This window comes from Dietzia sp. PP-33, assembly GCF_033790845.1.
Classification (GTDB): Bacteria; Actinomycetota; Actinomycetes; order Mycobacteriales; family Mycobacteriaceae; genus Dietzia.
The window spans coordinates 26,151-49,902 of record NZ_JAMYEI010000014.1 but is presented as its reverse complement, the minus strand read 5'-3'; the positions used below and the strand labels follow the sequence as shown (position 1 = coordinate 49,902).

Here is a 23,752-nt window from a genome sequence, read left to right as displayed (position 1 = left end):
GGCGCGGCGACCGGGGTGGCGGGATCGTCGAACCCCGGTTGCCTAGGGGTCGTTAGGGGTCGGCGGGCTCCGGAGCTCGTGGTTACGTCGGTGGGGAACCGAGCTCTGTCGGCCATGCGTCCCGCGTGTGCCGTGGAGACGATCGTCGGACGGAGAACGACACATGCCACACGTCCTCTACGTGGTCCACCCCGACCACGGCCACGTGGTCCCCACCGTCGCGGTCGTGGGTGCGCTACGGCAGCGGGGCCATCGTGTGTCGTACCTGACGGGGCCCAGGACGGCCGGCATCGTGCGGGATGCCGGGGCGGAGGTGGTCGAGTACCCCTCGGAGTACCGTGACCACGATTTCGGCCGCAGTGCGGTGGAGCTGGACTACCTCATGTCGGTGTTGCTCCGCGAGTCCTCGCTCATGCTCGGCGAGGCCCGGGCCGCGTTCGACGACGACGTCCCCGACGTGGTGGTCTACGACACCTCCGTGTTGTTCTGCGGTCGAGCTCTGGCCCGGGTCTGGGACGTCCCGGCGGTCCAGCTCATCCCGATGTTCGCCTCGAACGCCTACTTCTCCTACCTCCGGGCCATCGGCGCCGAGGAGCACGGGGGTGTGCTGCCGGAGTCGGAGTCCGCCCCCCGGTGGATCGATCCGTTCCTCGTCGCCGTCGCGGAGGTGCTGGCCGTGCACGGGGTCGACGAGGATCCCGCCGCCCTGTGGTGGGCCACCGCGGAGTCCACCATCGTGACGATGCCGCGGGAGCTGCAGCCGGCGGGGGAGACCTTCGGCGCCGAGTTCGAGTTCGTCGGTCCGTGTCTCGGGGACCGGTCGTACCTCGGTTCCTGGGAGGCGGGGGACGATTCCCGCCCGCTGGCGCTGGTCTCTCTCGGAGCGGTGTTCAACGACCATCCCGAGGTGTTCCGGATGTGCATGGAGGCGTTCCGCGACACCAGGTGGAGGGTGGTCATGACGACCGCCGACGCCCTCGACCCGGCGGAACTCGACGACGTGCCGGGCAATGTAGAGCTACATCGCTGGGTCCCGCACCTTGACGTGCTGGCCCACGCGGAGGTGGCCGTGACCCACGGCGGGATGGGTACGGTGCTCGAGGCGCTGGCCACGGCGACCCCGATGGTCGTCACCGCGACCTCGGCGATGGACCGGGTCACGGGCAGGCGGGTCGCCGAGATCGGGGTGGGACTCGATCTGGACCTCGCGGATCTCGACGCGGAGCGCCTCGCCCGTGCGGTCGAGCAGGTGTCGGGGCCGGACTTCCGGCGCGGCGCCGCCCGGCTCGCGGACCGAATCAGCCGGGCGGGCGGGACCGAGCGCGCGGCCGGGGTGATCGACGCCGCGGCGTCCCGGCGCACGGCGGCGAGCCGGTCGTGACCGCCGTCTCGCTGACGATCGGGGTCCTGGGGCCACTGGAGGTCCGGGCGGGCGATCACCACGTGATCATCGGAGGGGCGCGCGAACGCGCCCTGCTGTCGACGTTGGCACTCGCGCCGGGAAGCGGGGTCACCGCCGAGCGACTCATCGACGTGATCTGGCCGGCCGACCCGCCGGAGACCGCCCGGGCGCAGGTCAGCACTTGTGTCTCCCGCCTGCGGCGCACGCTCACGGACGCCGGGGTGGACGGCCGCTCCGTGGTGGCCACCTCCCCGGGCGGGTACAGGCTCCGCGGCACCGACGAGGGCTCCGCCTCCCGCGCGGCCATCCGGGTGGACGCCGAGGCCTTCCGGGAGATCCTCGTCTGCGCACGCGTTGCCGGGACCGACGCCGCGGCGATCGAGTCCTACCGGGAGGCACTCGGGCTGTGGCGTGGTGAGCCGCTCACCGAGTTCGAGGCGCTGACCGGCGACGCGCTCCGACTGTGCGAGGAGCGGCTCGAGGCGCTCCAGTCCTGCCTGGATCTCGAACTCCGGTTGGGACGGCACCGACGGGTGGTCAGCGAGCTGCAGGAACTCGTCTCCGGCGAGCCGACCAGGGAACAGCTGCGGGCACTGCTGATGCTCGCGCTGTACCGGTGTGGGGACCGCGCCGCGGCGCTCGACGCGTTCCGGGAGGGACGACGGATCCTGCAGGAGGAGATCGGGATCGAACCCGGTCCGGAGATCACCCGGCTACACCAGCACATCCTCGAGGACCGGGTCCCCGCCCCGCGCGTACCGATCCGGCGGCTGGCGCCCCGCCCCGAGCCTCCCAGGCAGCTACCCATGACGCCCCGGCACTTCGTCGGTCGCTCGGACGACCTGGCCTTCCTGGACGCCGAGCTGGCCCCGCGAGAGCAGGACCGGGGACCGCGCGGGGTGCTGCTCACCGGTGATCCCGGTGTGGGGAAGACCGCGCTGGCGGCCTACTGGGGGTCGAGCCGCCCCCACGTCCATCCCGACGGACAGATGTACGCGGACCTCGGGGAGCCGGGCAGCACAGCCCATGGCCACCTGTCCCGGTTCCTCCGCGATTTCGACGTGCCGCAGTCCGATCTCCCGTCCACAGTCGGCGAGCTGGCGGCCGAGTTCCGCTCGCGGCTCGCGGGCCGTCGCCTCCTGCTGGTCCTCGACGGCGCGCCGTCGGTCGACGCGGTGCTCCCACTGCTGCCGGCCGCGCCGGGGTGCCAGGTGATCGTGACCGGTCGCGTTCCACTGCACGGCCTCGTCGCGCACACCGACTTCCGTCGGAGATCGATCGAACCCATGGATGAGCTGGACTGTCTCGACCTGGTCAACTGCCTGACAGGGGGGTCCAGGGCGACCGATCCCGCCGACCTGACCGCCCTGCACGACGCGACGGGTGGCTGCCCCCGCAGGCTCCGCGACATGGTCGTGCGGGCTGTGGACCGCGGGGCCGGGTCGGCCGCGGAGATCCTCACCCTCGCTGGCGGGGACGCCCCCGGCCGCACGACCGCGCGCGAGTACGCGGTCGCGGCGTCGCTCTGAACCGGGTCGCCCCCGCTCCGAACCGGCTCCCCGCCCACGGCCCCTGCGCGCACCCCGGCCGGCCCTCACACCGCTGCCGGCCCTCACACAGCGGCGGGCACCGGCAGCGCCATCACCGACCGGACCGCCGCCTCGAGCTCCCGGTCGTCGGCGTGGTGCGCGGCCCGCCACGCCACGTGCCCGTCGGGCCGGACCAGGACCGCCCCGTGTTCTCCCACGCCGGAGGCCTCCGGCCAGGCCGGGCACGCCGGGAGGCCCCTGGTGCCGGGATCCGGGTCCACGGACATCCCCACCACGTCGATCCCCACCGTGTTGATCCCCACCGCGTTGATCCCCACCAGCTCGATTTCGACGCCGGTGCGCTCGGCGACGAGGGCGGCCGCCGACTCCCAATGTCCGGCGGCAGAGGTGAGCAGCGTGAGTGCTCCGGGGGCGATCACGTCCTTGGTCGACCGGGGAGCGGCCAGGTCCGCCGGGGAGGCCAGTGGCAGGTGGGGGAGCAGGTGCCCGGGGCGGGTGGTGGCGACATAGGTGAGGTACGGATCCTCGGGGGTCGGCGCCGGGGACCCGTCCGGCACGATCGCGCCCGAAGAGTAGTGATACCCCAGGACGAGCCCCTCCGAGCGGCGCCGGAGGGCCTGCAGATCGCCCGCCTCGGCCACGGTGAGGCGGTCCTCCATCATGTCGAGGGTGATCACCGCGTTGCGCAGGCTCTCCTCGACCGTCCACTCGGCGATCGGTCGACGCTCCACCTCGTAACTGTCCAGCAGTGCAGGACCCGCTGTCCCGCGGAGCACCGCGGCGAGCTTCCAGGCCAGGTTGTGGGCGTCCTGGAGGCCGCAGTTCATCCCGAACCCGCCCTGCGGGGTCGCCACGTGTGCGGCGTCGCCGGCCAGGAAGATCCTCCCCGAGCGGAACGACTCGGCCACGAAGACCTGCTGGGTCCAGGGCATCCGGCCGAGGATGCCCACCGGCAGGTCGTCCACGCCGACGGCGGCCCGGACCAGCCCGATGCAGTGCTCGTCGGTGTAGTCCTCGGGTCCCTGGCCAAGGTCCGGGTCGTAGGCCGTCTGCAGTGTCCACGTGCGACTGTTGTCCACCGACTCGATCACGCAGTAGAAGTCGCCGTGCAGGAAGTACAACGCGCCGCGGCGGTGCTCGAGGAGCGGGCCCAGGTCCGCGTCGAACATGATCGCGAGCATGTGGCCCAGCGGCGGTGGGCCCTCGGTACCGATCCCGAGGCCCCGTCGGATCGGGCTGCGGTGCCCGTCGGCGGCCACCACGTACCCGGCGCGGATGGTGCGCTCGCCCTCCGGACCGGTGACGTCGGCCGTCACGTGGCCACCGTGGTCCGTGACCCGGTCGCAGGTCGTGGAGAAGTGCAGTTCGGAACCGGGAATACCGAGGGCGAGGCGATGGAGGATCTGCTCGAACCGGTCCTGGGTGCAGATGTACGAGTAGGTGGGACTCTGGGAGCGGTCCTCGGAGATCCTGGCCACCTCGTGGCGGAAATCCGGTGAGGTCAGCGTCCGACCGATCCCCAGAGCGAGGCTGAGCTCGCGGGGCATGCCCGCCGCCTCCACCTCCCGCTCGACACCCCACTCGCGGCAGAGCTCCATGGTGCGCGTGGTCAGCAGTCGGGCCTTGGGGAAGACCGACGTCGAGGCGTGCCGCTCAACGAGCGCGGTGGAGATCCCGCGCCGGCCGAGCTCGACCACCGTCGCGAGTCCGACCGGTCCACCTCCCACCACCAGCACGTCGACGGTCTGCGTCGCGGCGGGTCCGAGGTCGGAACGGTCGTCGGGGCGGGGTGTCCCCGTAGTTGTCTCGTAGTCCATACAGGGGACCATTCAGGGTGCGATCGCGCAGGTCAACGGCATGGAAGTGCGGTGATATCGAGGTGATAGACCGCGTCGATAGCGTCGGGAACCGACAGCCGCGGTGGACCGCCGCGGCGCGACGGACCGGACAGGAAGGTGGCCTGCGGATGTTCTGTGACGGTGCCGTGGCCCTCGTGACCGGGGGATCGCGTGGGATCGGTCGCGCGGCGGCCAAGGAGTTCGCCCGGAGCGGCGTGCACGTCCTCGTCAACTACTCCGCGTCGGCGACGTCGGCCCAGGAGACGGTCTCCGAGATCGCCGAGGCCGGCGGGACCGCGGAGGCCGTTCAGTGCGACGTCACCGCCGAGGACTCGGTCCGGGACCTGTTCAAGAAGATCCGGGCCGACCACCGTCGACTCGACATCGCGGTCACGAGCGCCGGCGTGACCAACGACCGCCACCTGGTGGGGATGTCCACCCGTCAGTACCGCGACACGATGTCGGTCAACATGGACGGCACCTTCTTCGTCTGCCGCGAGGCCATGCGGATGATGCAGGCCAGGCGCGCCGGGTCCATCGTCACCGTCTCGTCGGCCAGCGGCCTCGACGGCGGGTTCCCCGGACAGACCAACTATGCGGCCTCGAAGGGCGCCATCATCGCGTTCACCCGAGCACTCGCGCTCGAGGGCGCCAGGCACGGGATCCGCGCGAACGCGGTGGCCCCGGGCTTCGTCGAGACCGACATGACCCGCGCCGTCCCCGCCCACCTGAGGAACGCGTACGCGGACCGGATCCGGCTCGGCCGGATGGGGTATCCGGAGGAGATCGCGAACATCATCGCCTTCCTCGCCTCGGACAAGGCCTCGTTCGTCACCGGCGAGGTCCTCGTCGCGAACGGGGGAGGGCTCGAGTGACCCGGCCCGGGACCGAACCGGACCCGCACACCCCGCCCCACGCCGATTCCCCCACGACCCTCCTCCCACCAGATCCGCCTCTCACCTACCAAGGAGCACCCATGAACCTCGACGAGATCCGTGAGACCGCCCGCCGCCGCCGCGAGGTGTGTGACCAGATCAAGGAGATGATCGTCGAGCGACTCGACCTCCCGATCGACCCCGCGTGGATCACCGACGACCAGCCGCTGTTCGGCCGGGGCCTGGAGCTGGACAGCCTGGACGTCCTGGAGCTCTACGTCGCGATCGAGGCCGAGTTCGACGTGGCGTTGTACGACAGCGAGATGACGGTCTTCGGGTCCGTCTCGCGCCTGGCCGAGACCGTCCGCCCGGAGCTGGCCCGGGTCCCGGAGCCGGTGTGATGACCTCGACAGGGATCCGGACCGGCCGGGTGGCCATGGACTGCGACGAGATCCGTGAGCGGATCCCGCACCGGTGGCCGATGCTCCTGCTGGACCGGATCACCGAGATCGAACCCGGCGCCCACGGGACCGGCATCAAGAACGTCACCAGCACGGAGATGTGGTTCCAGGGGCACTTCCCCGACCAGGCCGTGCTGCCCGGAGTCGTCATCATCGAGAGCCTCGCCCAGCTGTCGGGTGTCGTGTTCTCCCTCGCCGGGGCCGGGCCGGTCAGCTACCTCGCCGGGGTGCGCTCCATGCGCTTCCGGCGCCCCGTCGTCCCCGGCGACACCCTCCTGCTGAAGAGCGAACGCTCGGCCGGCGGCCGGGGCTACGCCGAGTACCGCGTCTCCGCCCGTGTGGGTGACTCGGTCGCGGCCGAAGGCGTCCTCTCGATCTCCGATCCCTCCCCACGACCCACGAACGGACACTCATGAGCACCTTCACCACACCCCTGTCGACCGTCCACCCGGGCGACGCCGTGACGGAACTGATCGGCGACGCCGTGGTGGTCCGCGAGTACGAGGACAGCCACGCCGAGTACTCGAGCCTGCGTGATCGCGCCGGGCTCATCGACCTGGGCGGCGCCGCCCTGATCATGGTCGCCGGCCGCGACGCGCCCGACTTCCTCCAGGACGTCCTGGCCCGCGACGTGGAGTTCCTCACCGCCGAGCGGACCCTCACCAGCCTGGTCCTGGACGCCGACGGCCGGATCGTCGACGTGGTGGTGGTCTGGGGCCACGACGACGGCGCGATCATCGAATCGTCGGTGGGCGGGGGGACCCGCCTGCTCGAGCACCTCCGCGCCCGGGCGACCGGCGAGGTCGAGATCACCGACCTGCGCGGTGAGCGGACCGTCATCGCCATCGAGGGTCCCTACTCGTGGGGCGTGATCGGCCGCCTGATCGACAATGAGCTGGCCGCGCTACCGCTCGACTCGGTCGTCGAGGCCATCTGGTCCGACGTCGACGTCCTGTTCGCCCGCTCCGGCTTCACCGGGGAGTACGGCTACAAGATGATCGTGCCCGTGAACCGGGTGGCGGAGTTGTGGGCGCTCGCCGCGGCCGAGGCCACCCCGGTCGGCAACGACGCCTACGAGCTGGCGATGCTCGAGGTCCGCCAGCCCGTCGCCCGGCACGAGGCCGCGGACGGGGTCGGCGTGGTCGAGAGCGGCGCCAGCTGGTTGGTGGACATCACCAAGGAGTCGTTCGTCGGCCGGGACGCGGTCGACGCGGAGTTCCGGGCGGAGGGTGGTCGCCGGACCGTGGGCTTCCTCACCGACGGGGCCGTCCCGGCGGCGGGCACGCCTGTGAAGGCCGGCGACGAGACCATCGGGGAGATCGTCCACGCCGTGGAGAGCTACGGCACCGGGCGGGTCCTGGGCCTGGCGCGCCTCGACCGGGACCTCGCCGCGGCCGGGTTGGTGCTCGACGTCGCGGACTCGCCCGTCGAGACCGTCACCAGCCCGTACGTGACGCCCAAGAGCTGGTCCATCCCGATCGTCTGAGCCCGGACGGTCCCCGGTGGGCCGTCACCAATCTGTGGAGGGAATTCTCGATGGCACCGCAACCCGTGGTCGTCACCGGTGTCGGCGTGATCTGCGCCGCCGGCCGTGACACGACCGATTTCTGGACGTCCCTGATGGGCGGAAGATCCGGTATCGACGAGGCCACCACCGGGCCGTTCGCGGAGTTCGACGCCCGGTTCGCGGGCCGGGTCCCGGACGAGTGGTTCATGGCCGAGGTCGGAGCAGCCGGGCCCGAGGCCGGAGCAGCCGGGATCGACCGGACCGCCGCGCTCGCGATGGCCGCGGCCCGCGAGGCCTTCGAGGGCGCCGGACTGGACCGGGCGCGGCCGGAACCGGCCCGCGTCGGTCTGGTCCTGGGCAAGTGCCAGGCGACCCCCACTGCGGAGGGTGACTACCAACCGATCCACCGGACGGCGGATGTGGTGGCCGAGCTGCTCGGGTCCAGCGGACCGCGCGTCCTGCTGTCGACGGCCTGCGCGGCCGGCGGGAACTGCATCGGTCTGGCCCGGGACAAGCTGCTCACCGGGGAGGCCGACGTGGTGCTCGCCGGCGGGGTGGACCCGCTGCAGTTCGGCACCTACGCCGGGTTCGCGGGCCTGCGCGCCCTGAGTACGGATCCGTGCCGGCCGTACAGCGCCTCCACTGGGCTGAACCTGGGCGAGGGGGCGGCGTTCCTCGTCGTCGAACGTCTCGACCACGCCCGGGAGCGCGGGGCCACCATCCTCGCCGAGGTCGCCGGGTACGGGCTCTCGGCCGACGCCTACCACGCCACCGCACCGGATCCGACCGGCCGCGGCGGCACCTCGGCGGTGCGGCGGGCCCTGGCCGACGCCGGGCTCGGCCCGGACGACGTCGACTACGTGTGCGGTCACGGGACCGGCACCCCGGCCAACGACGCGATGGAGCGCAACGTCATGCGCAACGTCTTCGGCGACCGCGCCTCCAGCGTCCCCACCAGCGGGATCAAGTCGTTCCTCGGGCACACACTCGGCGCCGCCGGCGCCATCGAGGGCGTCGCGTCGGTCCTGGCGATCATGCACCAGACCGCGCCGCCCACCATCGGGTTCGACGACGACGCCGGCGACAGCTCCCTCGACTTCGTCCCCAACCGGGCGCGGTCCATGCCGATCGACACGGTCGTGTCCACCAACTACGCGTTCGGTGGCAACAACGTCGCCGTGGTCCTGCGCGCGCCGGACGAGAACCGGCCCGGGGCGGAGTTGCCGGAGCGGGACGTGGTGATCACCGGGCTCGGTCCCGTGACGGGGGCCGGCGTGGGGATCGGCGACTTCTCGGCCGTCGTCGCCGGCGGAGCGGTCGGCCCCGACGCCGGGGTCACACCGCAGCCCGACCTCGGCGGCCGGGCCTTCGCGCCGCGCACCATGTGGCGGCAGGCCAACACGTTGTCCAAGCTGGCGATCGCCGCCTCGCGGCTGGCCTGGGAGGACGCGGCTCTGGCACTGCGACGCACCGAGTTGGAGAACGTCGGCGTGATGTACGCGACCGAATCCGGGTCGCGGGAGAGCGTCGACGACTACGACGACAGCGTCCTGGCCAACCCGAACAGCCCCGCGATCCACAGCTTCTCCAACGTCGTTCTCAACGCCACCGGCGGCGCCGTCTGCCAGGCGCTGGGATTCCGGGGCCCCACCACCACCGTGTGCGGTGGCGAGGCCTCGGCGACGCTGGCGATGGAGTGTGGGATCGAGACCATCCGGGCCGGCAAGGCCGAGGTCGTCTTTGTGGTGGCCGCGGACGAGGCGGCCGGCGCCGACCGGGTCACGGGCGCGTCGGCCATCGTCCTGGAGTCGGCGGAGCACGCGCGGGAGCGGGGGGCGACCCCGTACGCGCGGATCGTCTCCAGTCGGCACGTCGGCGAGAGCGCCGGATCCACCGCCGCCGAGGAGTTCGACCGGACCGTCGCCGGGGCGGACCTGACGGGGCTCGACGCCGTGTACGGCGACGGAGCGGAGCTGGTCCCCGGGAAGACGTCTGTCAGCACCGCCGGGGTGACCGGGCGGTGCGGGTCCGTGACCGGGGCCCTGGACGTGGTGATGGCCGCCGAGCGGATCGCCCGGGAGGGCGCCGGGACCGCCGTGGTCCACGCGTACGCGCCCGGGTCGGTCCGCGGCACCGTGGTGTTGGGGCGGCCGTGAGTAACCCCACCGACGCCCCCACCGACGTCCTCGCCCCCGCCGGTCACCGGCCGCCGTTCGACATCGCGGAGGCCGACCGGCTGCTCACCACCACCCGTTCGGTGCGCCGGCGGCTCGACCTCGACCGACCGGTGCCGCGGGAGGTGCTGTTGGAGGCGATCGACGTGGCGCAGCAGGCGCCGACGGCCGACAACGCGCAGAACTGGCGGTGGCTGGTGGTCACGGAGCCGGAGATCAAGGAGCAGCTCGGCGAGCTCTTCCGGACGGCGTGGGAGTTCCACCGCTCGGAGATGACGCAGCGGGTGGGCAGGCGCCGCGACTCCGCCGCGAACAGGCGGAACATGGCCTCGGCCGAGACGCTGGCGATGAACGTGGCCCGGGTCCCCGCGCTGGTGATCCCGTGCGTCCTCGGCGCCCCGCCCGATCCGGCGGACATCGATGCCAGGTGGATGGTGGCCAACGCGCACAAGGCCGATGGCGACCCCGCGTTCTCGGTGCGTCCCGGGCACCTGCGCTCGAGCATGTTCTACGGGTCGGTCTACCCCGCGGTGTGGTCGCTGCAGCTGGCGCTGCGGGCACGGGGGCTGGGGAGCACGGTGACCTGCCTGCACCTGCCGTTCCGCGACCGGGCGGCCGAGATCCTGGGGATCCCCCGGGCGGTCACCCAGGTCTGCATGCTGCCCGTCGCCTACACGATCGGCACCGACTTCCGTCCGGCTCGCCGACACCCCGCCGCCGAGCGGACCTTCTGGGAGACATGGGGGAGCACGCGATGACGACGACCACGCCGACGACCACGACCGCGACGACCACGACCGCGACGACGACGACCACGACCGCGACCACCACGACGACGAGGCCGGGTGCCCGGTCCACCGCATCCGCTCCCGCCACGACGGCCGACGTGGTGATCGTGGGCGGCGGCATCGGCGGGACCGCTCTCGCGTGTGGCCTGGCGGACTCGGGCCTGGAGGTGGTGTTGCTCGAGAAGGTCGCGCAGTACCACGACATCGTCCGCGGCGAGTGGTTGTCGCCGTGGGGAATGCAGGAGGCCCGAGAACTGGGCGTGGAGGACGCCTTCGCGGCCGGCGGCGCCTGGGAGATCCGGGAATGGGTCCAGTGGGACGAGACGATCGACCCGGACGAGGCCGGTTCGGTGGACCTCACCGGACTCCTGCCGGAGATCGGTGGCCCGCAGACGTTCCCGCACCACCAGGTGTGCGAGCAGATGGCCCTGCAGGCGGCCGACTCGGGGATCGAGGTGGTCCTGGGGGCCTCGCGTGTGGAGATCGGTCGCGGCGACCGCCGGCAGGTCCGCTACACGGGGCAGGACGGGGCACGTCACACCATCGACGCCGGGTTCGTCGTGGGCGCCACCGGCCGGTCCAACACCGTGGGCCGCCAGCTGGGCCTGGAGATGGACCTCACGGTGCACCACCGGGGAGCCGGACTCCTGGTCGGGGGACTGGACGAGTGGCCCTCGGACACCCAGGCGATGGGTACCGAGGGCGACGTGATGTTCATGGTCTTCCCCCAGGGGTTCGGCACCGCCCGCCTCTACCTCAACTACGACCCCGCGCAGACCCGGCGGTACTGCGGCCCCGACGCGGTAGCCGAGTTCCTCGAGTCCTTCCGGCTCGACTGCCTGGCCGAGCGCGGCGACTACATCGCCGACAACGCGTCCCCGCTGGGAGAGCTCACCGTGTGGCCCTCGATGTCGGGCGTGCCGCTGGGGGACTTCGTCTGGGACGGGGTCGCGCTCATCGGCGACGAGGCCGGGTCCTGCGACACCGTCCTGGGGACCGGGTTGTCCTCGGCCCTGCGGGACGCCCGGCAGGTGCGCGACGTCCTGCTGGGCCCGGACTGGTCGGTCGGGGCGTTCTCGGAGTACGTCCACGAGCGCGGGGCCCGGATGGCCCGCCTGCACCACGGTGCGCACATCTACCACGAGCTGTTCGTCGAGTTCGGCGAATACGCGGTGGCCCGCCGCCGCCGGGCCCGGCGGTTGATGGGCGAGAACGACGCCTACCAGGTCACCGGCCTGCTCAACATGATCGCCCCCGAGCTCGTTCCGGACTTCGGGTTCAGCGAGTTCTTCACCGAACGACTGCTACTGGAGACACGATGACCACTCAGACCGCCACATCACCCCGGCCCGCGGGTCGGGCGGGCGACCGGTTGGAACGGGAGACGGTCGACCTCAACGGGGTGGAGATCGCCTACCACGACGCGGGGGCGAGGGACGCCCCGGTGATCCTCATGCTCCACGGGTTCCCGGATTCGGCGGACCTGTGGCGCCACCAGATCCCCGCGCTGGTCGAGGCCGGCTACCGCGTGATCGCCCCGGATCTGCGCGGGTTCGGCGACTCCGCCAAACCACAGGAGATCGACGACTACCTGATGCCCAAGCTCGTCAACGACGTCGTGGCGCTGACCACCCGGCTCGGGATCACCAGGGCCCACGTGGTGGGCCACGACTGGGGCGCCGCCATCGCGTGGATGTACGCCTTCCTCATGCCGCGGCGCGTAGACCGCCTGATCGTCCTGTCCGTGGGTCACCCGGGGACCTTTGAGAACCCGACCATCGAGGCGCGGGAGAAGACCTGGTACATGCTCTACTACCAGTTCCCCGGGGTCAGCGAGAAGCTCCTGCGCCAGGGCGGGTGGCGCCTGTTCAAGCAGATCATCGGCGGCGAGGGCGACCAGACCAGGTACCTGCGTGACCTCGCGAGGCCGGGGGCGCTGACCGCCGGGCTCAACCTCTACCGGGCCAACCGCTCGCCCGCGTCCGAACTGCGCAGCGGCGGCAACTTTCCTCCGGTGCTCGCACCGACCCTGGGGATCTGGTCCGACGGCGACAAGGCGATGGTCGAGGACGCGATGACGGCGTCCGAGAAGTACGTCAAGGGCACCTGGCGGTACCAGCGGGTCGAGGGCGCCAGCCACTGGATCCCGCTGGACGCGCCCGAGACCGTGACGGAGGCGATCCTCGGGTTCGTCGCCGACGAGACCTGCGTGTCCGCCCAGCCGGCCACCCGGCGTCGGCGGCTGTGACCCGTGTTCGCTCTCGCCTTCCCCGGACAGGGCACCCTCAGGGTGGGAATGGGCGCGTGGATGCGGCGCCGCGACGGGGCCCGCGCCGTCCTGGACCGCGTCGACGAGGTCCTGCAGCGACCGCTGTCCGAGCTCGTGGCGACCGGACCGGCCGAGGCGCTGGTCGACACCCGCAACGCCCAGCTCGCGGTGACCGCCTGCAACCTCGCCGCGCTGGAACTCCTGCGGGACGAGGGGATCCGCCCGGCGGTCGTCGCCGGCCACAGCGTGGGAGAGTTCTCCGCCCTCTGTGCTGCCGGGGTGCTCTCGCTCGAGGACACGCTGGCCCTCGTCCGTCGCAGATCCGAGCTCATGGCCGCGGTGTCGCGGGTGGGCGGTATGGCGTCGGTGATGAAGCTCGACCGGGCGGAGGTCGAACGACTGGCGGCGACGGTCAGCGACGAGCGGGAGCCGCTCGTGGTGGGGATCGAGAACGGGCGCGGACACACCGTGGTCTCGGGGTCGGCGCGGGCCCTTGACCGGTTCGTCGCCGCCGTCGACGGCCGGGCGCCGGTCACCCGCCTCGCCGTGAGCAACGCCTTCCACTCCCCGCTGATGGACGAGGCGCAGGAGCAGTGGCGGGAGGAGGTGGGCCGCTACACCTTCGCCGCACCGACCGTCCCCGTGATCCCGAACGTGCGGGGGACGGAGGTCACCGACCCCGCGGAACTGCGCGAGTGCGTGATCGAGCAGCTGACCGGGCGGGTCCGCTGGACCGGGACCCTCGACACCCTCGCCGCCCGCGGGGACCGCACCGTCGTCGAGGCAGGGGACAGCAAGGCGCTCACCAAGATCGCCAGGGCGCAGGGGCAGACGTGGGTGACGATGTCCGACCCGGCGACCGTCGCACGGGTGCGCCGGCTGTCCGAGCATTCGGCCGGCTCGTCCCCGGGACCCGATCGGGAGGTGGCGGGCTGATGCACAGCTGCGGGGTGGCCATGATCGACTTCGGGGGCGTGAGCACCCCGGAGCAGATGCTGGGCCGGATGGACCCGGACCGCGTCTTCACCCGGGGCGAGAAGCTCAGGTCCCGCCAGGGCGTGACCCTGCAGCACTGGGCAGGCCGGTTGGCAGCCAAGCAGGCCGTCCTGCGGCTGATCGGGGTCCCCGTGACCGAGGAGTGGCTCTACCAGGCCGAGGTGGTGCCCGCGCCGTCGCCGCTGTGCCGCTCGGACCACCGCTGCCTGCACGGGCACCCGCCCCGCGTGGTCCTGGGCCCGGACCTGGAGCTGGCGGCGATGTCGGAGGGGTGCGACCCCGTCACCGTGAGCATCACCCATTCCGACTCCACCTCCCTGGCCGTCGCGATTCCGTCTCGTTGGCGGGACGAACCACCCACGCGGGGACGGTCATGACCGCGGGGTCGCCCACCGCGCGGGCCACGCCCACCGAGCGAGCCATGCTCGCCCGGGACCTCGTCGAGGCGTGGGGGGCCGGGGACCTCGACCGCGTGTCCGGCCGGATCGCGTGGTACCGCGATCCGCTCACCGACGGGGTGGCCGGGCCGGACCTGACGGCCCACGCGCAGCGGTGGCGGGACGCGCTGGACCCGGGCGGGTGGCAGGTCCTCGACGTGGCGGAAGGGTCGGCGTCTGTGGCGCTGACCTGGTCGGTCGAGGTCACCCACCGCGGACGGGTGCTGGGCGCCGCGCCCACCGGCCGGACCGTCACTCTGACGGGCACGGACGTGCTGACCGACGACGACACCGGCGTCCGGGTGGTGCGCCACCTCGATCTCCCGGCGTTGGCGGACGCCCTCGACCACCACGTCGTCCTGCGGCCCGGGGACACCGACGCCCAGCGTTTCGGCTCCGCCAGCCGCATCCCGGTCGACTCGGACGCGGAGGTCGGGGCGCTCGCCCTCACCTGGCTGGGGGTCCGGGCCGAGTCGGAAGCCGACGACGTGGACCGGCTCAGCGTCGAGGTGTTCCGGGCCCTGCGGGCGTCCAAGGGTTTCCTCGGGGCGGTGACGGTCGACATCGGGGACCGCAAGTACACCCTCAGCGCGTTCGACTCCCTCGACTCCGTGCGCAGCGTCCAGAACCGCGCCCACCGCCGGGCGGTCCGCAGGTTCTTCTCGGGCCGGCTGTGCTCGGAGGCCGTCGTCACCACGTGGGCCGCAGCGAGCTCGGCGCGGTTCCGGCGGTGCGCGGGATGCGACGACCTGGTCCCCGCCGACGCCGCCACCTGCGAGTGCGGACGCCCCGCCGTCAGATCCGCCCTGCTGTGACCAGCCGTACCCACCTGACCAGGCCCCGGCCGCCCACGCCTCAGCCCAGACCCCGCCGATCGAGGAGCACGCCATGCCCGCCTTCACCTACACCGCCCGCGGTGTCACCCCCGAGCACCCGACCGTGGTCTTCGTCTCCGCCCTCTTCGCCGGCGGCTGGATCTGGGACCACCCCGTCGAGCACCTGGCCGTGCGAGGCCAGGGAGTGCTGGCGCTCGACCAACCCGTGTGTGACGTCGACGCCAAGATCGCGGGGTCGATCGAGCGGTTGGGCGACGAGGTGATGGCCTGCTGCGACGAGGCCGGGGCGGATCGCCTCGTCCTCTGCGCCAACTCACTCGGCGGGCTGGTGGCGCTCGATCTGGCGATGCGGCACCCGGAACGCGTCGTGGCACTGGTGATCAGCGGGGCACCCGGGCTGACGCCGGATCCGGACGTGGGTCTGGGGATGGACCGCCGGACGGGCAACACCCCGCGAGGGCCGGAGTTCGAGGAGCGGATGCTGGCCGCGCTGTTCCACCGGGGGCGGCATTTCACCGACGATCAGCTGCGCGAATGCGGCGAGCTGCTGGCACGCCCCAGTTCCATGGTGAGCATGGCGCGCAGCTTGCGGGCCACTCGGACGTACCCGATCAGGGACGCGCTGGCCGCGGTCACGTGCCCCACCCGGATGATCTGGGGTCGCCACGACAGGATGACCCCCGTCGACTCGTGGTCCGAGGCCACCGCGGGGCTCGAGCACTTCCAGATGGAGATCATCGAGGACTGCGGGCACATCCCGATGCTCGAGAAGTCAGAGCAGTACACCGGCTCGTTGGCGGACTTCCTCGATCACACGATCGGCGCCCGGACGTGAGCCGGGACGTGCTGCTGGGCGTCGACCTGGTCGACATCTCCCGGATGGAGCGACCCCGGCGGGACCTGGAACCGCACTTCCGGAACGTCCTCGGCACCGGTCTCCACACCGGCAGCCAGGCGCGCTCGACCGTCGAGCTGGCCGCGGACTTCTCCGTCCGCGAGAGTCTGATCAAAGCCGTGGGCGGCCGGTTCCCGGGAATGAGTCTCAACGACCTCCGGCCCGACGACCCGGACTCCGGGGCCGGGTACGGCGAACACCTCCTCCTGGCCGTCGCGGACCAGATGAGGGACACCACCGACTTCTGCCTCACCCACAAGGGCAGGTACCTGCTCGAGGGGCCCACGGCCGCGCACGCCTGCGCCCGGATGGGCGATCCCGACGGGGCCCGCCCGGTCGGGTACGTGGGCTGGGGGGAGAAGGCCGACCAACTCGTCTCGATCGTCATCGTGATCGACGAACCGCATCAGGAGGACCCGCTCTCATGACCCTCACCACAGATCCCTCGGCAGTCTCCTCGACCGTCTCCTCGGCAGACTCGTGGCCAACCCACCTCGTGACCGAGGTCCGCCCGGGCCAGGACGCCCAGGCCGCCCTGGACCGGGCACCGGCCGGCGGCGAGGTGCGCCTGCTGGCCGGCGAGCACCGTGGACCGCTGTGGATACGGCGGTCCGACGTCCTCCTGCGCGGGGAGGGCGCGCACCTGACGCGGATCGTGCCCGGCGCCCACACCGAGGTGGACGTCCCGCGGCTCCACGACGCTCCACCCAGCGTGATCAGCGGGGTCGTGGTCCACGGTGACGATCTCTCCGGGGTCGCCGTCGAGGCCCTGACCGTCGAGGGGTTCACCGGCGCGGGTGTCTACGCCCACTCGGTCTCCGGGATCCGGATCGCCGGGGTGCACGCGGTCGACGACGCCGTGTGGGGCGTCTACGTGCGGGAGTGCGACTCCGTCGAGGTACTCGGGTGCAGGACCACTGGCGCCCAGTACGCCGGCGTGGGGCTGAGCTTCTGTCCGGACTCGAAGGCCCGCATCGCCGACTGCGTGTCCCACGGCAACGCGTTCGGGGTGTTCGTGGACAACTCCTCAGGGGCCGTCGTGGACCGGTGCACCGCCACCGGCAACGCCATCGGGGTGCTGATGCTCAACCAGGTCTACGAGGGCGAGCCGGAGGGCGGCGTGCGCGACGGCCTGGTCACCGGGTGCACCCTCGTGGCCAACGGACTCAGCGCCGGGGTGGAGGACGACGGGCTGGGCGCCGCCGGCCCGCCGATCTCGGGCGTGGGGATCGGGCTCATCGGCGTGGAGCGGGTGACGGTGGTGGGCAACGAGATCCGCGGCAACGTGCCCAGTGGCCCGTCGGTCATGGAGGGCGCGCTGTCGATCAGCTCGTCGGCGGCGTTCGGCGGGGACGACCCCCGGGACGTGACGGTCACGTGGAACCTCTTCGACGCCAACGAGCCGTCTGACGTTCACGGAGACGACACCCGATCCCGGCAGACGTTCACCCACAATCGGTTCCGGGGCAGCTGGTCCGACGGCGTGCCCGGGCAGCCGTGACCATCCGGTCCACCGCCACGCAGACGACCAGGGGTCCCGACCGGGGCCGGAAGGGATGGACGGCACCATGCACGCTCTGACCTGTGAGAACCTGACCAAGCACTTCGGTGACACCGTCGCGGTGGACGGGGTCAGCCTCACCGTGGCCCCGGGGGAGGCCTACGGCCTGCTGGGCCCGAACGGTGCCGGTAAATCCACGACCATCAGCATGATCGTGGGGCTGCTCCGCCCCGACTCCGGATCCGTCCACGTCGGTGAGCTGGACGTGGGCGCCGAACCCCTCGAGGCCAAGAAACGCATCGGCTACGTCCCCCAGGAGATCGCCCTGTACCCGGAGCTCTCCGCCCGGGAGAACCTGCGGTTCTTCGGCCGGCTCTACGGCCTGCGGGGGGCGGCGCTGCGCGGCCGGATCGACGAGGTCCTGGACCTGGTGGGCCTGACGGACCGGGCCAAGGACAAGGTGAGCACCTACTCGGGTGGGATGAAGCGCCGCATCAACATCGGTGCCGCGCTGCTGCACTCCCCGGACCTGCTGATCCTCGACGAACCGACCGTCGGTGTGGACCCCCAGAGCCGCGACTCGATCCTCAGCGGTGTCGAGGACCTGCTCGCCAGCGGGGAGATCAGCCTGATCTACACCTCCCACTACATGGAGGAGGTCGAGCGACTGTGCGACCGGATGGCGATCATCGACCGGGGTCGGGTCATCGCGGAGGGGACCAAGGCCGAACTGGTGGCGCGGGTGGGTGGGGACGACAAGGTCACCGTGACCCTCGACGGGGACATCGACTCCGCGCGGCACCGGATCGAATCACTGCGGCAGGTCAACGGGGTCACCCGGGTGGGTGACGACTCGCTGGTCCTCACCGCCCCGGATGGGCGTTCGCTCCTGCCTGTGCTGCTCGGGGCGCTCGGGCAGGACGCCGCGATCACCTCGTTCGACGTCGACGAACCGGACCTCGAAGCCACCTTCCTGCACCTGACCGGCAACTCACTCAGGGACTGATCAACTGATGATGCGTTCGATATCAGTGCTCGCCGGCAGGGAGTTCGTCGCCCAGCTGCGCAGCGGGACGTTGATCCTCGTGGGGGTCGTCGCGCCGGTGCTGCTGGCCGTGCTGTTCGGCTTCGCGCTCGGAGGCGGCGACTCGACGGAGCCGTCGCGGGTGGGCGTCGTGGACCTCGACGGCGGCGAGTTCGCCTCGAGCATGCAGGACGAGGTGCTGGCCAGCGAAGAGCTGACGGACATCATCACTCTCGAGGAGGTGGGGACCGTCTCCGAGGCGCAGGGCGCGGTGGACTCCGGCGAGCTCGGCTCTGCCATCGTCTTCACCGAGGGGTTCACCCAGACGGTCCGCGCCGGAGAAGGCGGGGTGGTCGAGGTGCTGGAGTCCGCGTCGAATCCCGTCGCCGCCACCGTCGCCACCTCGGTGGTCGACCAGATGTCCGCCCTCGTGCAGGCCCGCACCCTGTCGGTGCGGGCCGCCACCGCCGCCGGTGTGCCGGAGAGCGAGGTGCAGGTGTTCGTGGAGGCCAACGGCGCGGACGGCCCCTCGCTCTCGCTGGTCGACGCGGCGATGGCCGACGGGGCCGTCGACATGTCGGTCTTCTACGCCTCGGGCATCGCCGCCCTGTTCGCCTTCCTCGTGGTGGGCACCGCCGCGCGGAGCATCCTGGCCGAACGCCGGATCGGGGTACTCGCCCGGGTCCAGGCGTCGCCCGTGCCGGGATGGGCGCTGGTGCTGTCCAAGGCCATCGTGGGTTTCGGCGCGGCGCTGCTGTCCATGTGCTCGACCTGGATCGCCTCCGTCCTGATCTTCGGCGAGAGCTGGGGCGACCCGCCGGCGGTGTTCCTGCTGTTCGCCGCACACTGCCTGGCCGCGACGGCGCTGACCATGCTGGTGGCCAGCGGAGCCCGGACCGACGCCCAGGCCGACGGGTACGTCCTGGTCCTGAGCTTCGCGTTCGGCTTCCTCGGCGGCAGCCTCATCCCGATCTTCCAGCTGCCCGAGGCGCTGCAGATCCTGTCCCGGTTCACCCCCAATGGCTGGACCGCCAACGGGCTGGGGTCGCTCGTCGTCTCCGGGGGAGGGGTCGACTCGATCCTGCTGCCCGTGGCCGTGCTCCTGGCCATCGCCGCGGTCGCCGCTCTCGCCGCCGGCCTGCGCTTCCGGAAGGGACTTCTGCGATGACGACCGACACCCTCACCGACACCCCGGTCGACCGCCCCCGCCGAGGCGGGACGAGCGACCGCCGGGCCGGGGACGACCTGCGCCCGGCCGTGGTCTCGGCCATCGTGTGGGCCAACCTGTTGCGCCAGACCCGCGACCGGGTCGGCATGTTCTTCATCGTCATCATGCCGTTCGTCGCGATCATCTTCGTGGGCTTCACCATCGGCGCCGCCGGATCCACGTCGATGCCGGTCGGCGTGGTGGCGGCGGACGGCGACCCGGTCGCGGCCCGGGTGCTTGCCGAGCTGGAGCAGTCCGAGGGACTGGAGGTCCAGCGGTTCGACGACGAGGCCGCGCTCGACGTGGGCGTCCGCGAGGGCTCCCTGGCCGCCGGGCTGACCATCCCCTCCGGGAGCACCGAGTTCCCCGTCACCTACTCCGGCACCTCGGGCACCGGCGCGGCCGCCCGCGGCACGATCGACAGCGCGGTCGCCCGCGTCTCGGCGGAGATGGAGGCCACGCGCGCCGCCGAGGCCGCCGGGGCCGATCCGGAGGAGGCCGCCCGACTGGTGGCCGAGGCCCAGGCCACCACGACCCCGGTGGAGATCGCGGGCTCGGGCGGGGACGACAGGCCCCAGGGCTTCGCCTACACCGCCCCGGCCAACCTCGTCCTGTTCACGTTCATCAACTCGATGGCGGTGGCCGCCGCCCTGGTCGAGAGTCGCAAGCTCGGCATGATCCGCAGGATCCTGGCGGGGCCCGTCACCAAGCGGGCGGTGCTCTTCGGCGAGGCGCTGAGCCGGTTCCTCATCGCCGCGCTGCAGGCCGTGCTGATCATCGCCGTGAGCTCGCTGGTCTTCGGCGTCAACTGGGGCGCGCCGCTCGCCGTGGTGGTGGTCGTGGGCGTGTTCTGCCTGGTGGCCACGGGTGCGGCCATGCTCATCGGTTCCCTGGTGTCCTCTCCGACCCAACCGGCCGTGATCGGCCCCACCCTCGGGATCATCCTGGGGATGCTCGGCGGGTGCCTGTGGCCCAAGGAGGTCGCGCCGGACTTCCTCAACACCATCGGCTACCTCTTCCCCCACGCCTGGGCGATGGACGCGCTGATCAGCCTGTCCGACGGCCGGGCCGGACTGACCTCGGTCCTGCCGGAGGTGGCCGTGTTGGCCGGGATGGCGGCGGCCCTGCTCGGGCTCGCACTGTGGCTGTTCGACTCGCGCGCGCTGAAGGACGGATGAGCAGGCCATGAAGGGCATCATCCTGGCGGGCGGCACCGGCTCCCGGCTCGCGCCCGTCTCCACGGCGGTGAGCAAGCAACTGGTCCCCGTGTACGACAAGCCGATGATCTACTACCCGCTCACCACGCTCATGCTCTCCGGGGTCCGGGAGGTCCTGGTGATCACGACCCCGCAGGAGCAGGAGGCGTTCCGGCGCCTGCTGGGCGACGGCTCCGGGTTCGGCATCCGGATCGACTACGCGGTGCAGCCCGCGCCCGACGGCCTGGCCCAGGCGTTCGTGATCGGCGCACACCACATCGGCGGGGACCCGGTGGCACTGGTTCTGGGGGACAACATCTTCTACGGACCGGGCATGGGCAGCCAGCTGCGGCGGTTCGCCGACGTGGACGGCGGCGCCGTGTTCGCCTACTGGGTCGCGGACCCGAGCACGTACGCCGTGGTGGACTTCGACTCCGACGGCCGGGCGGTCTCACTCGAGGAGAAGCCCGCCCGGCCGCGGTCCCAGTACGCGGTGCCGGGTCTGTACTTCTACAGCCCGGACGTCGTCGACGTGGCCCGGGGGGTCGAGCGCTCCGCTCGCGGCGAGTACGAGATCACCGACGTCAACCGTCACTACCTCGAGGCGGGCCGGCTGAGGGTGGAGACCCTGCCCCGGGGGACGGCGTGGCTGGACACCGGGACGCACGACTCGATGCTCGACGCTTCGAACTTCGTCCGCACCATCGAGGACCGGCAGGGTCTGAAGATCGGCTGCCCGGAGGAGGTGGGCTGGCGCCTCGGTCTGATCAGCGACGAGCAGCTGTGCCGCAGGGGATCCGAGCTCAGCAAATCCGGGTACGGCGGCTACCTGCTCGGCCTGGTCGAGCGCTGCGGTGAGCCCGTGGGCCCGGGGGTGCAGGTCTAGTCCGGTCGGCGGCCACCGCCACCGCGTACTGGTGTGGAACTAGTCTTCTGAGTCGGCGAGACCTTCAGGCGTTCATCACCATCGGCGGGAGTCCCATACAGATGTCAGCACCAGCACCGACGCGCCCGACATCCGCGGACGTCCCGTCGACCGCGAACGGGCTCCTGCTCCGGGCGATCGGCCGCCGCCGGCACCTTGTGGCCCCCGGGCTGGTGCTCATGACGATGTGGCAGCTGTGCGAGGCACTGGTCCCCATCGCGATCGGCGTGATCGTCGACGTCGCGATCATCCCCCTGGACCGATGGGCGTTGCTGTGGTCGGTTCTCGGCCTGATCGCGCTGTTCACCGTGCTGAGCCTGAGCTATCGCTTCGGGGCGCGAATGAGCAACCGGGCCCTGCAGGAGGAGGCGCACGATCTGCGGGTGGAGGCCACCCGGGTGCCGCTCACCCGGCGGCGCGCCATGGACGAAGCGAGCTCGGGTGATGTCCTGTCGGTGTGCTCGGCGGACGCCGACGTGGCCGCCCTGGTCTTCCGGCAGATCGCCCTGGGCGGGTCCGCGCTCATCGGCATCGTGGGGATCTCGGTCTACCTGCTGTGGACCGACCTGCTCGTGGGGCTCATCGTCCTGATCGGTGTCCCGCTGAGCCTCCTGCTGGTCGCGCTGCCCAGCCGGGTGATCTCCCGGCACAGCACCGCGCAGCAGGCCGCCATCGGGATGGCGAGTAGCCGCGCGACCGACATCATGACGGGCCTGCGCGTGCTCAAGGCCGGCGGCGGGGAGCGCTGGGCGACCGAGCAGTACCGCGACGCCTCCCGCCAAGCCGCCGACGCGGGCATCGTCACCGCCGAGCGATCGGGGCGGGTCCAGGGCATCGGGTCGCTCGGCATGGCGGTGGTCCTGGCGCTGGTGCTGCTGGCCGCCGGCTACCGCGTCCTGGAAGGCGAGATGGAGATCGGCACCCTCGTCTCCGTGGTGGGCGTGGCGGTGTTCTTCGAGGAGCCGGTTCGGCTCATCACCGCCATGGTCAGCATCTTCGCCCGCTCCCACGGCGCCGCGCAGCGACTGGTCGACCTGCAGGCCTCGGCGCCGGTCGACGACTCCGGGTCGGAGGTCCCCGCGGGGTCGCACCTGCAGGTCCGTGGAATGGAGCTGCCCGACGGCCGGGAGTTGGATCTCGACATGCAGGCAGGGAAGCTGGTCGCACTGGTCGCAGAGCAACCGGCCGCCGCGGACGCCGTCACCCTGGCGATCGCAGGCCACAGTGACCGTGCCGACGCCGTGTCGGTCGGTGGGCATCGACGGAGCCAGCTGGTCCCGGCGATCGCCGACCACCTCGTCGTCGCCCCCCACCGCGTGGACTTGTTCGTCGGCACCATCCGATCCAACATCGCCATGCGCCACGTCAGTACGAACCACGGAGAGGCCGGCCACCACCAGGTCCCGGTCTCCGACGAGGTCCTCGCGGCCTCGGGCGTCGCGGAGATCGTCGAGCACTTTCCTGACGGTCTGGACCACCCGGTCCAGGAGGGGGGACGGAACCTCTCCGGCGGGCAGCGCCAGCGGATCGCGCTGGCCCGCGCCCTGCACGCCGACCCGGACGTGTTGGTGCTGCACGACCCGACCAGCGCGGTCGACGCCGTGACCGAGTGGGAGATCGCCCAGGCCGTGCACCGGCTGCGCACGAGCCGGCCGGAACAGACGACGCTGATCGTCACCTCATCGCCGCCGTTCCTGGCGACCGCCGACCGGGTGGTCCACCTGCCCCGCAGCGGCGAGACGCGCTCGGGCACCCATCTCGAGCTGCGCGAGACGTCAGCCACCTACCGGACGGCGGTCGACCGATGAGCAGCACTACCGAGACGACGGCCACCGCGGATACGTCAGACAGCACCGGGGCTCTGATCACCG

22 protein-coding genes are annotated in these 23,752 nt (G+C 71.9%); 21 read left to right on the top strand and 1 reads right to left on the bottom strand.

Annotated elements, in window-relative coordinates; genetic code table 11:
* Positions 1-163 precede the first annotated feature (163 nt).
* Positions 164-1,381 (top strand): macrolide family glycosyltransferase, encoded by a 1,218-nt coding sequence (locus NJE57_RS18380; protein ID WP_319029959.1) that lies wholly within the window; start codon positions 164-166, stop codon positions 1,379-1,381.
* Positions 1,378-2,931 carry a BTAD domain-containing putative transcriptional regulator gene (locus NJE57_RS18375; protein ID WP_319029958.1) on the top strand — a complete coding sequence of 518 codons (1,554 nt, stop codon included), beginning with the start codon at positions 1,378-1,380 and terminating at the stop codon, positions 2,929-2,931. The genes NJE57_RS18380 and NJE57_RS18375 overlap by 4 nt, the downstream gene beginning before the upstream one ends.
* A gap of 83 nt (positions 2,932-3,014) precedes the next feature.
* Here the strand turns inward: NJE57_RS18375 and NJE57_RS18370 are convergent, their stop codons facing one another.
* Positions 3,015-4,769 carry an FAD-dependent monooxygenase gene (locus NJE57_RS18370; protein WP_319029957.1) on the bottom strand — a complete coding sequence of 585 codons (1,755 nt, stop codon included), beginning with the start codon at positions 4,767-4,769 and terminating at the stop codon, positions 3,015-3,017.
* Positions 4,770-4,918: 149 nt separating this feature from the next.
* Here NJE57_RS18370 and fabG point away from each other — a divergent pair, with 149 nt between their 5' ends.
* From fabG to NJE57_RS18275, 19 genes are all read left to right on the top strand, one after another.
* The gene (gene fabG, locus NJE57_RS18365) at positions 4,919-5,665 is read left to right on the top strand and encodes a 3-oxoacyl-ACP reductase FabG (protein WP_319029956.1); all 747 of its coding nucleotides are present in this window, start codon (positions 4,919-4,921) and stop codon (positions 5,663-5,665) included.
* Between the two features lie 101 nt (positions 5,666-5,766).
* A complete protein-coding gene (locus tag NJE57_RS18360; protein ID WP_319029955.1) occupies positions 5,767-6,066 on the top strand; it encodes an acyl carrier protein in 300 nt (99 codons plus the stop codon).
* Positions 6,066-6,542, top strand: a complete 477-nt coding sequence (gene fabZ / locus NJE57_RS18355; RefSeq protein WP_319029954.1) for a 3-hydroxyacyl-ACP dehydratase FabZ — start codon at positions 6,066-6,068, stop codon at positions 6,540-6,542. Before NJE57_RS18360 ends, fabZ begins: the two co-directional genes overlap by 1 nt.
* Complete coding sequence (locus NJE57_RS18350; RefSeq protein ID WP_319029953.1) at positions 6,539-7,612, top strand: glycine cleavage T C-terminal barrel domain-containing protein; 1,074 nt, start codon at positions 6,539-6,541, stop codon at positions 7,610-7,612. Before fabZ ends, NJE57_RS18350 begins: the two co-directional genes overlap by 4 nt.
* Before the next feature lie 50 nt (positions 7,613-7,662).
* Positions 7,663-9,789 carry a beta-ketoacyl-[acyl-carrier-protein] synthase family protein gene (locus tag NJE57_RS18345; RefSeq protein ID WP_319029952.1) on the top strand — a complete coding sequence of 709 codons (2,127 nt, stop codon included), beginning with the start codon at positions 7,663-7,665 and terminating at the stop codon, positions 9,787-9,789.
* 62 nt (positions 9,790-9,851) lie between these two features.
* Entirely contained in the window at positions 9,852-10,565 is a 714-nt protein-coding gene (locus NJE57_RS18340) for a nitroreductase family protein (RefSeq protein WP_413464439.1), read from the top strand.
* Positions 10,562-11,917 carry an FAD-dependent oxidoreductase gene (locus NJE57_RS18335; protein WP_319029950.1) on the top strand — a complete coding sequence of 452 codons (1,356 nt, stop codon included), beginning with the start codon at positions 10,562-10,564 and terminating at the stop codon, positions 11,915-11,917. The genes NJE57_RS18340 and NJE57_RS18335 overlap by 4 nt, the downstream gene beginning before the upstream one ends.
* Positions 11,914-12,843 (top strand): alpha/beta hydrolase, encoded by a 930-nt coding sequence (locus NJE57_RS18330; protein WP_319029949.1) that lies wholly within the window; start codon positions 11,914-11,916, stop codon positions 12,841-12,843. The genes NJE57_RS18335 and NJE57_RS18330 overlap by 4 nt, the downstream gene beginning before the upstream one ends.
* 3 nt (positions 12,844-12,846) lie before the next feature.
* The gene (locus NJE57_RS18325; RefSeq protein WP_319029948.1) at positions 12,847-13,800 is read left to right on the top strand and encodes an ACP S-malonyltransferase; all 954 of its coding nucleotides are present in this window, start codon (positions 12,847-12,849) and stop codon (positions 13,798-13,800) included.
* Positions 13,800-14,237, top strand: coding sequence for a hypothetical protein (locus tag NJE57_RS18320; RefSeq protein WP_319029947.1), 438 nt, complete (start codon positions 13,800-13,802; stop codon positions 14,235-14,237). The genes NJE57_RS18325 and NJE57_RS18320 overlap by 1 nt, the downstream gene beginning before the upstream one ends.
* Positions 14,234-15,112 carry an ester cyclase gene (locus tag NJE57_RS18315; protein WP_319029946.1) on the top strand — a complete coding sequence of 293 codons (879 nt, stop codon included), beginning with the start codon at positions 14,234-14,236 and terminating at the stop codon, positions 15,110-15,112. Before NJE57_RS18320 ends, NJE57_RS18315 begins: the two co-directional genes overlap by 4 nt.
* Positions 15,113-15,185: 73 nt before the next feature.
* Complete coding sequence (locus NJE57_RS18310; RefSeq protein ID WP_319029945.1) at positions 15,186-15,968, top strand: alpha/beta hydrolase; 783 nt, start codon at positions 15,186-15,188, stop codon at positions 15,966-15,968.
* Entirely contained in the window at positions 15,965-16,456 is a 492-nt protein-coding gene (locus NJE57_RS18305) for a 4'-phosphopantetheinyl transferase superfamily protein (RefSeq protein WP_319029944.1), read from the top strand. The genes NJE57_RS18310 and NJE57_RS18305 overlap by 4 nt, the downstream gene beginning before the upstream one ends.
* The gene (locus NJE57_RS18300) at positions 16,453-17,529 is read left to right on the top strand and encodes a right-handed parallel beta-helix repeat-containing protein (protein ID WP_319029943.1); all 1,077 of its coding nucleotides are present in this window, start codon (positions 16,453-16,455) and stop codon (positions 17,527-17,529) included. The genes NJE57_RS18305 and NJE57_RS18300 overlap by 4 nt, the downstream gene beginning before the upstream one ends.
* Before the next feature lie 67 nt (positions 17,530-17,596).
* Entirely contained in the window at positions 17,597-18,535 is a 939-nt protein-coding gene (locus NJE57_RS18295; RefSeq protein ID WP_319029942.1) for an ABC transporter ATP-binding protein, read from the top strand.
* Positions 18,536-18,542: 7 nt separating this feature from the next.
* On the top strand, positions 18,543-19,721 hold the full coding sequence (locus NJE57_RS18290) for an ABC transporter permease (protein WP_319029941.1): 1,179 nt from the start codon (positions 18,543-18,545) through the stop codon (positions 19,719-19,721).
* On the top strand, positions 19,718-20,938 hold the full coding sequence (locus tag NJE57_RS18285) for an ABC transporter permease (protein WP_319029940.1): 1,221 nt from the start codon (positions 19,718-19,720) through the stop codon (positions 20,936-20,938). The genes NJE57_RS18290 and NJE57_RS18285 overlap by 4 nt, the downstream gene beginning before the upstream one ends.
* Positions 20,939-20,945: 7 nt before the next feature.
* Positions 20,946-21,842: a glucose-1-phosphate thymidylyltransferase RfbA gene (gene rfbA, locus NJE57_RS18280; RefSeq protein ID WP_319029939.1), complete on the top strand. Its 897-nt coding sequence runs from the start codon at positions 20,946-20,948 to the stop codon at positions 21,840-21,842.
* A gap of 101 nt (positions 21,843-21,943) precedes the next feature.
* On the top strand, positions 21,944-23,689 hold the full coding sequence (locus tag NJE57_RS18275; RefSeq protein ID WP_319029938.1) for an ABC transporter ATP-binding protein: 1,746 nt from the start codon (positions 21,944-21,946) through the stop codon (positions 23,687-23,689).
* Positions 23,690-23,752 lie beyond the last annotated feature (63 nt).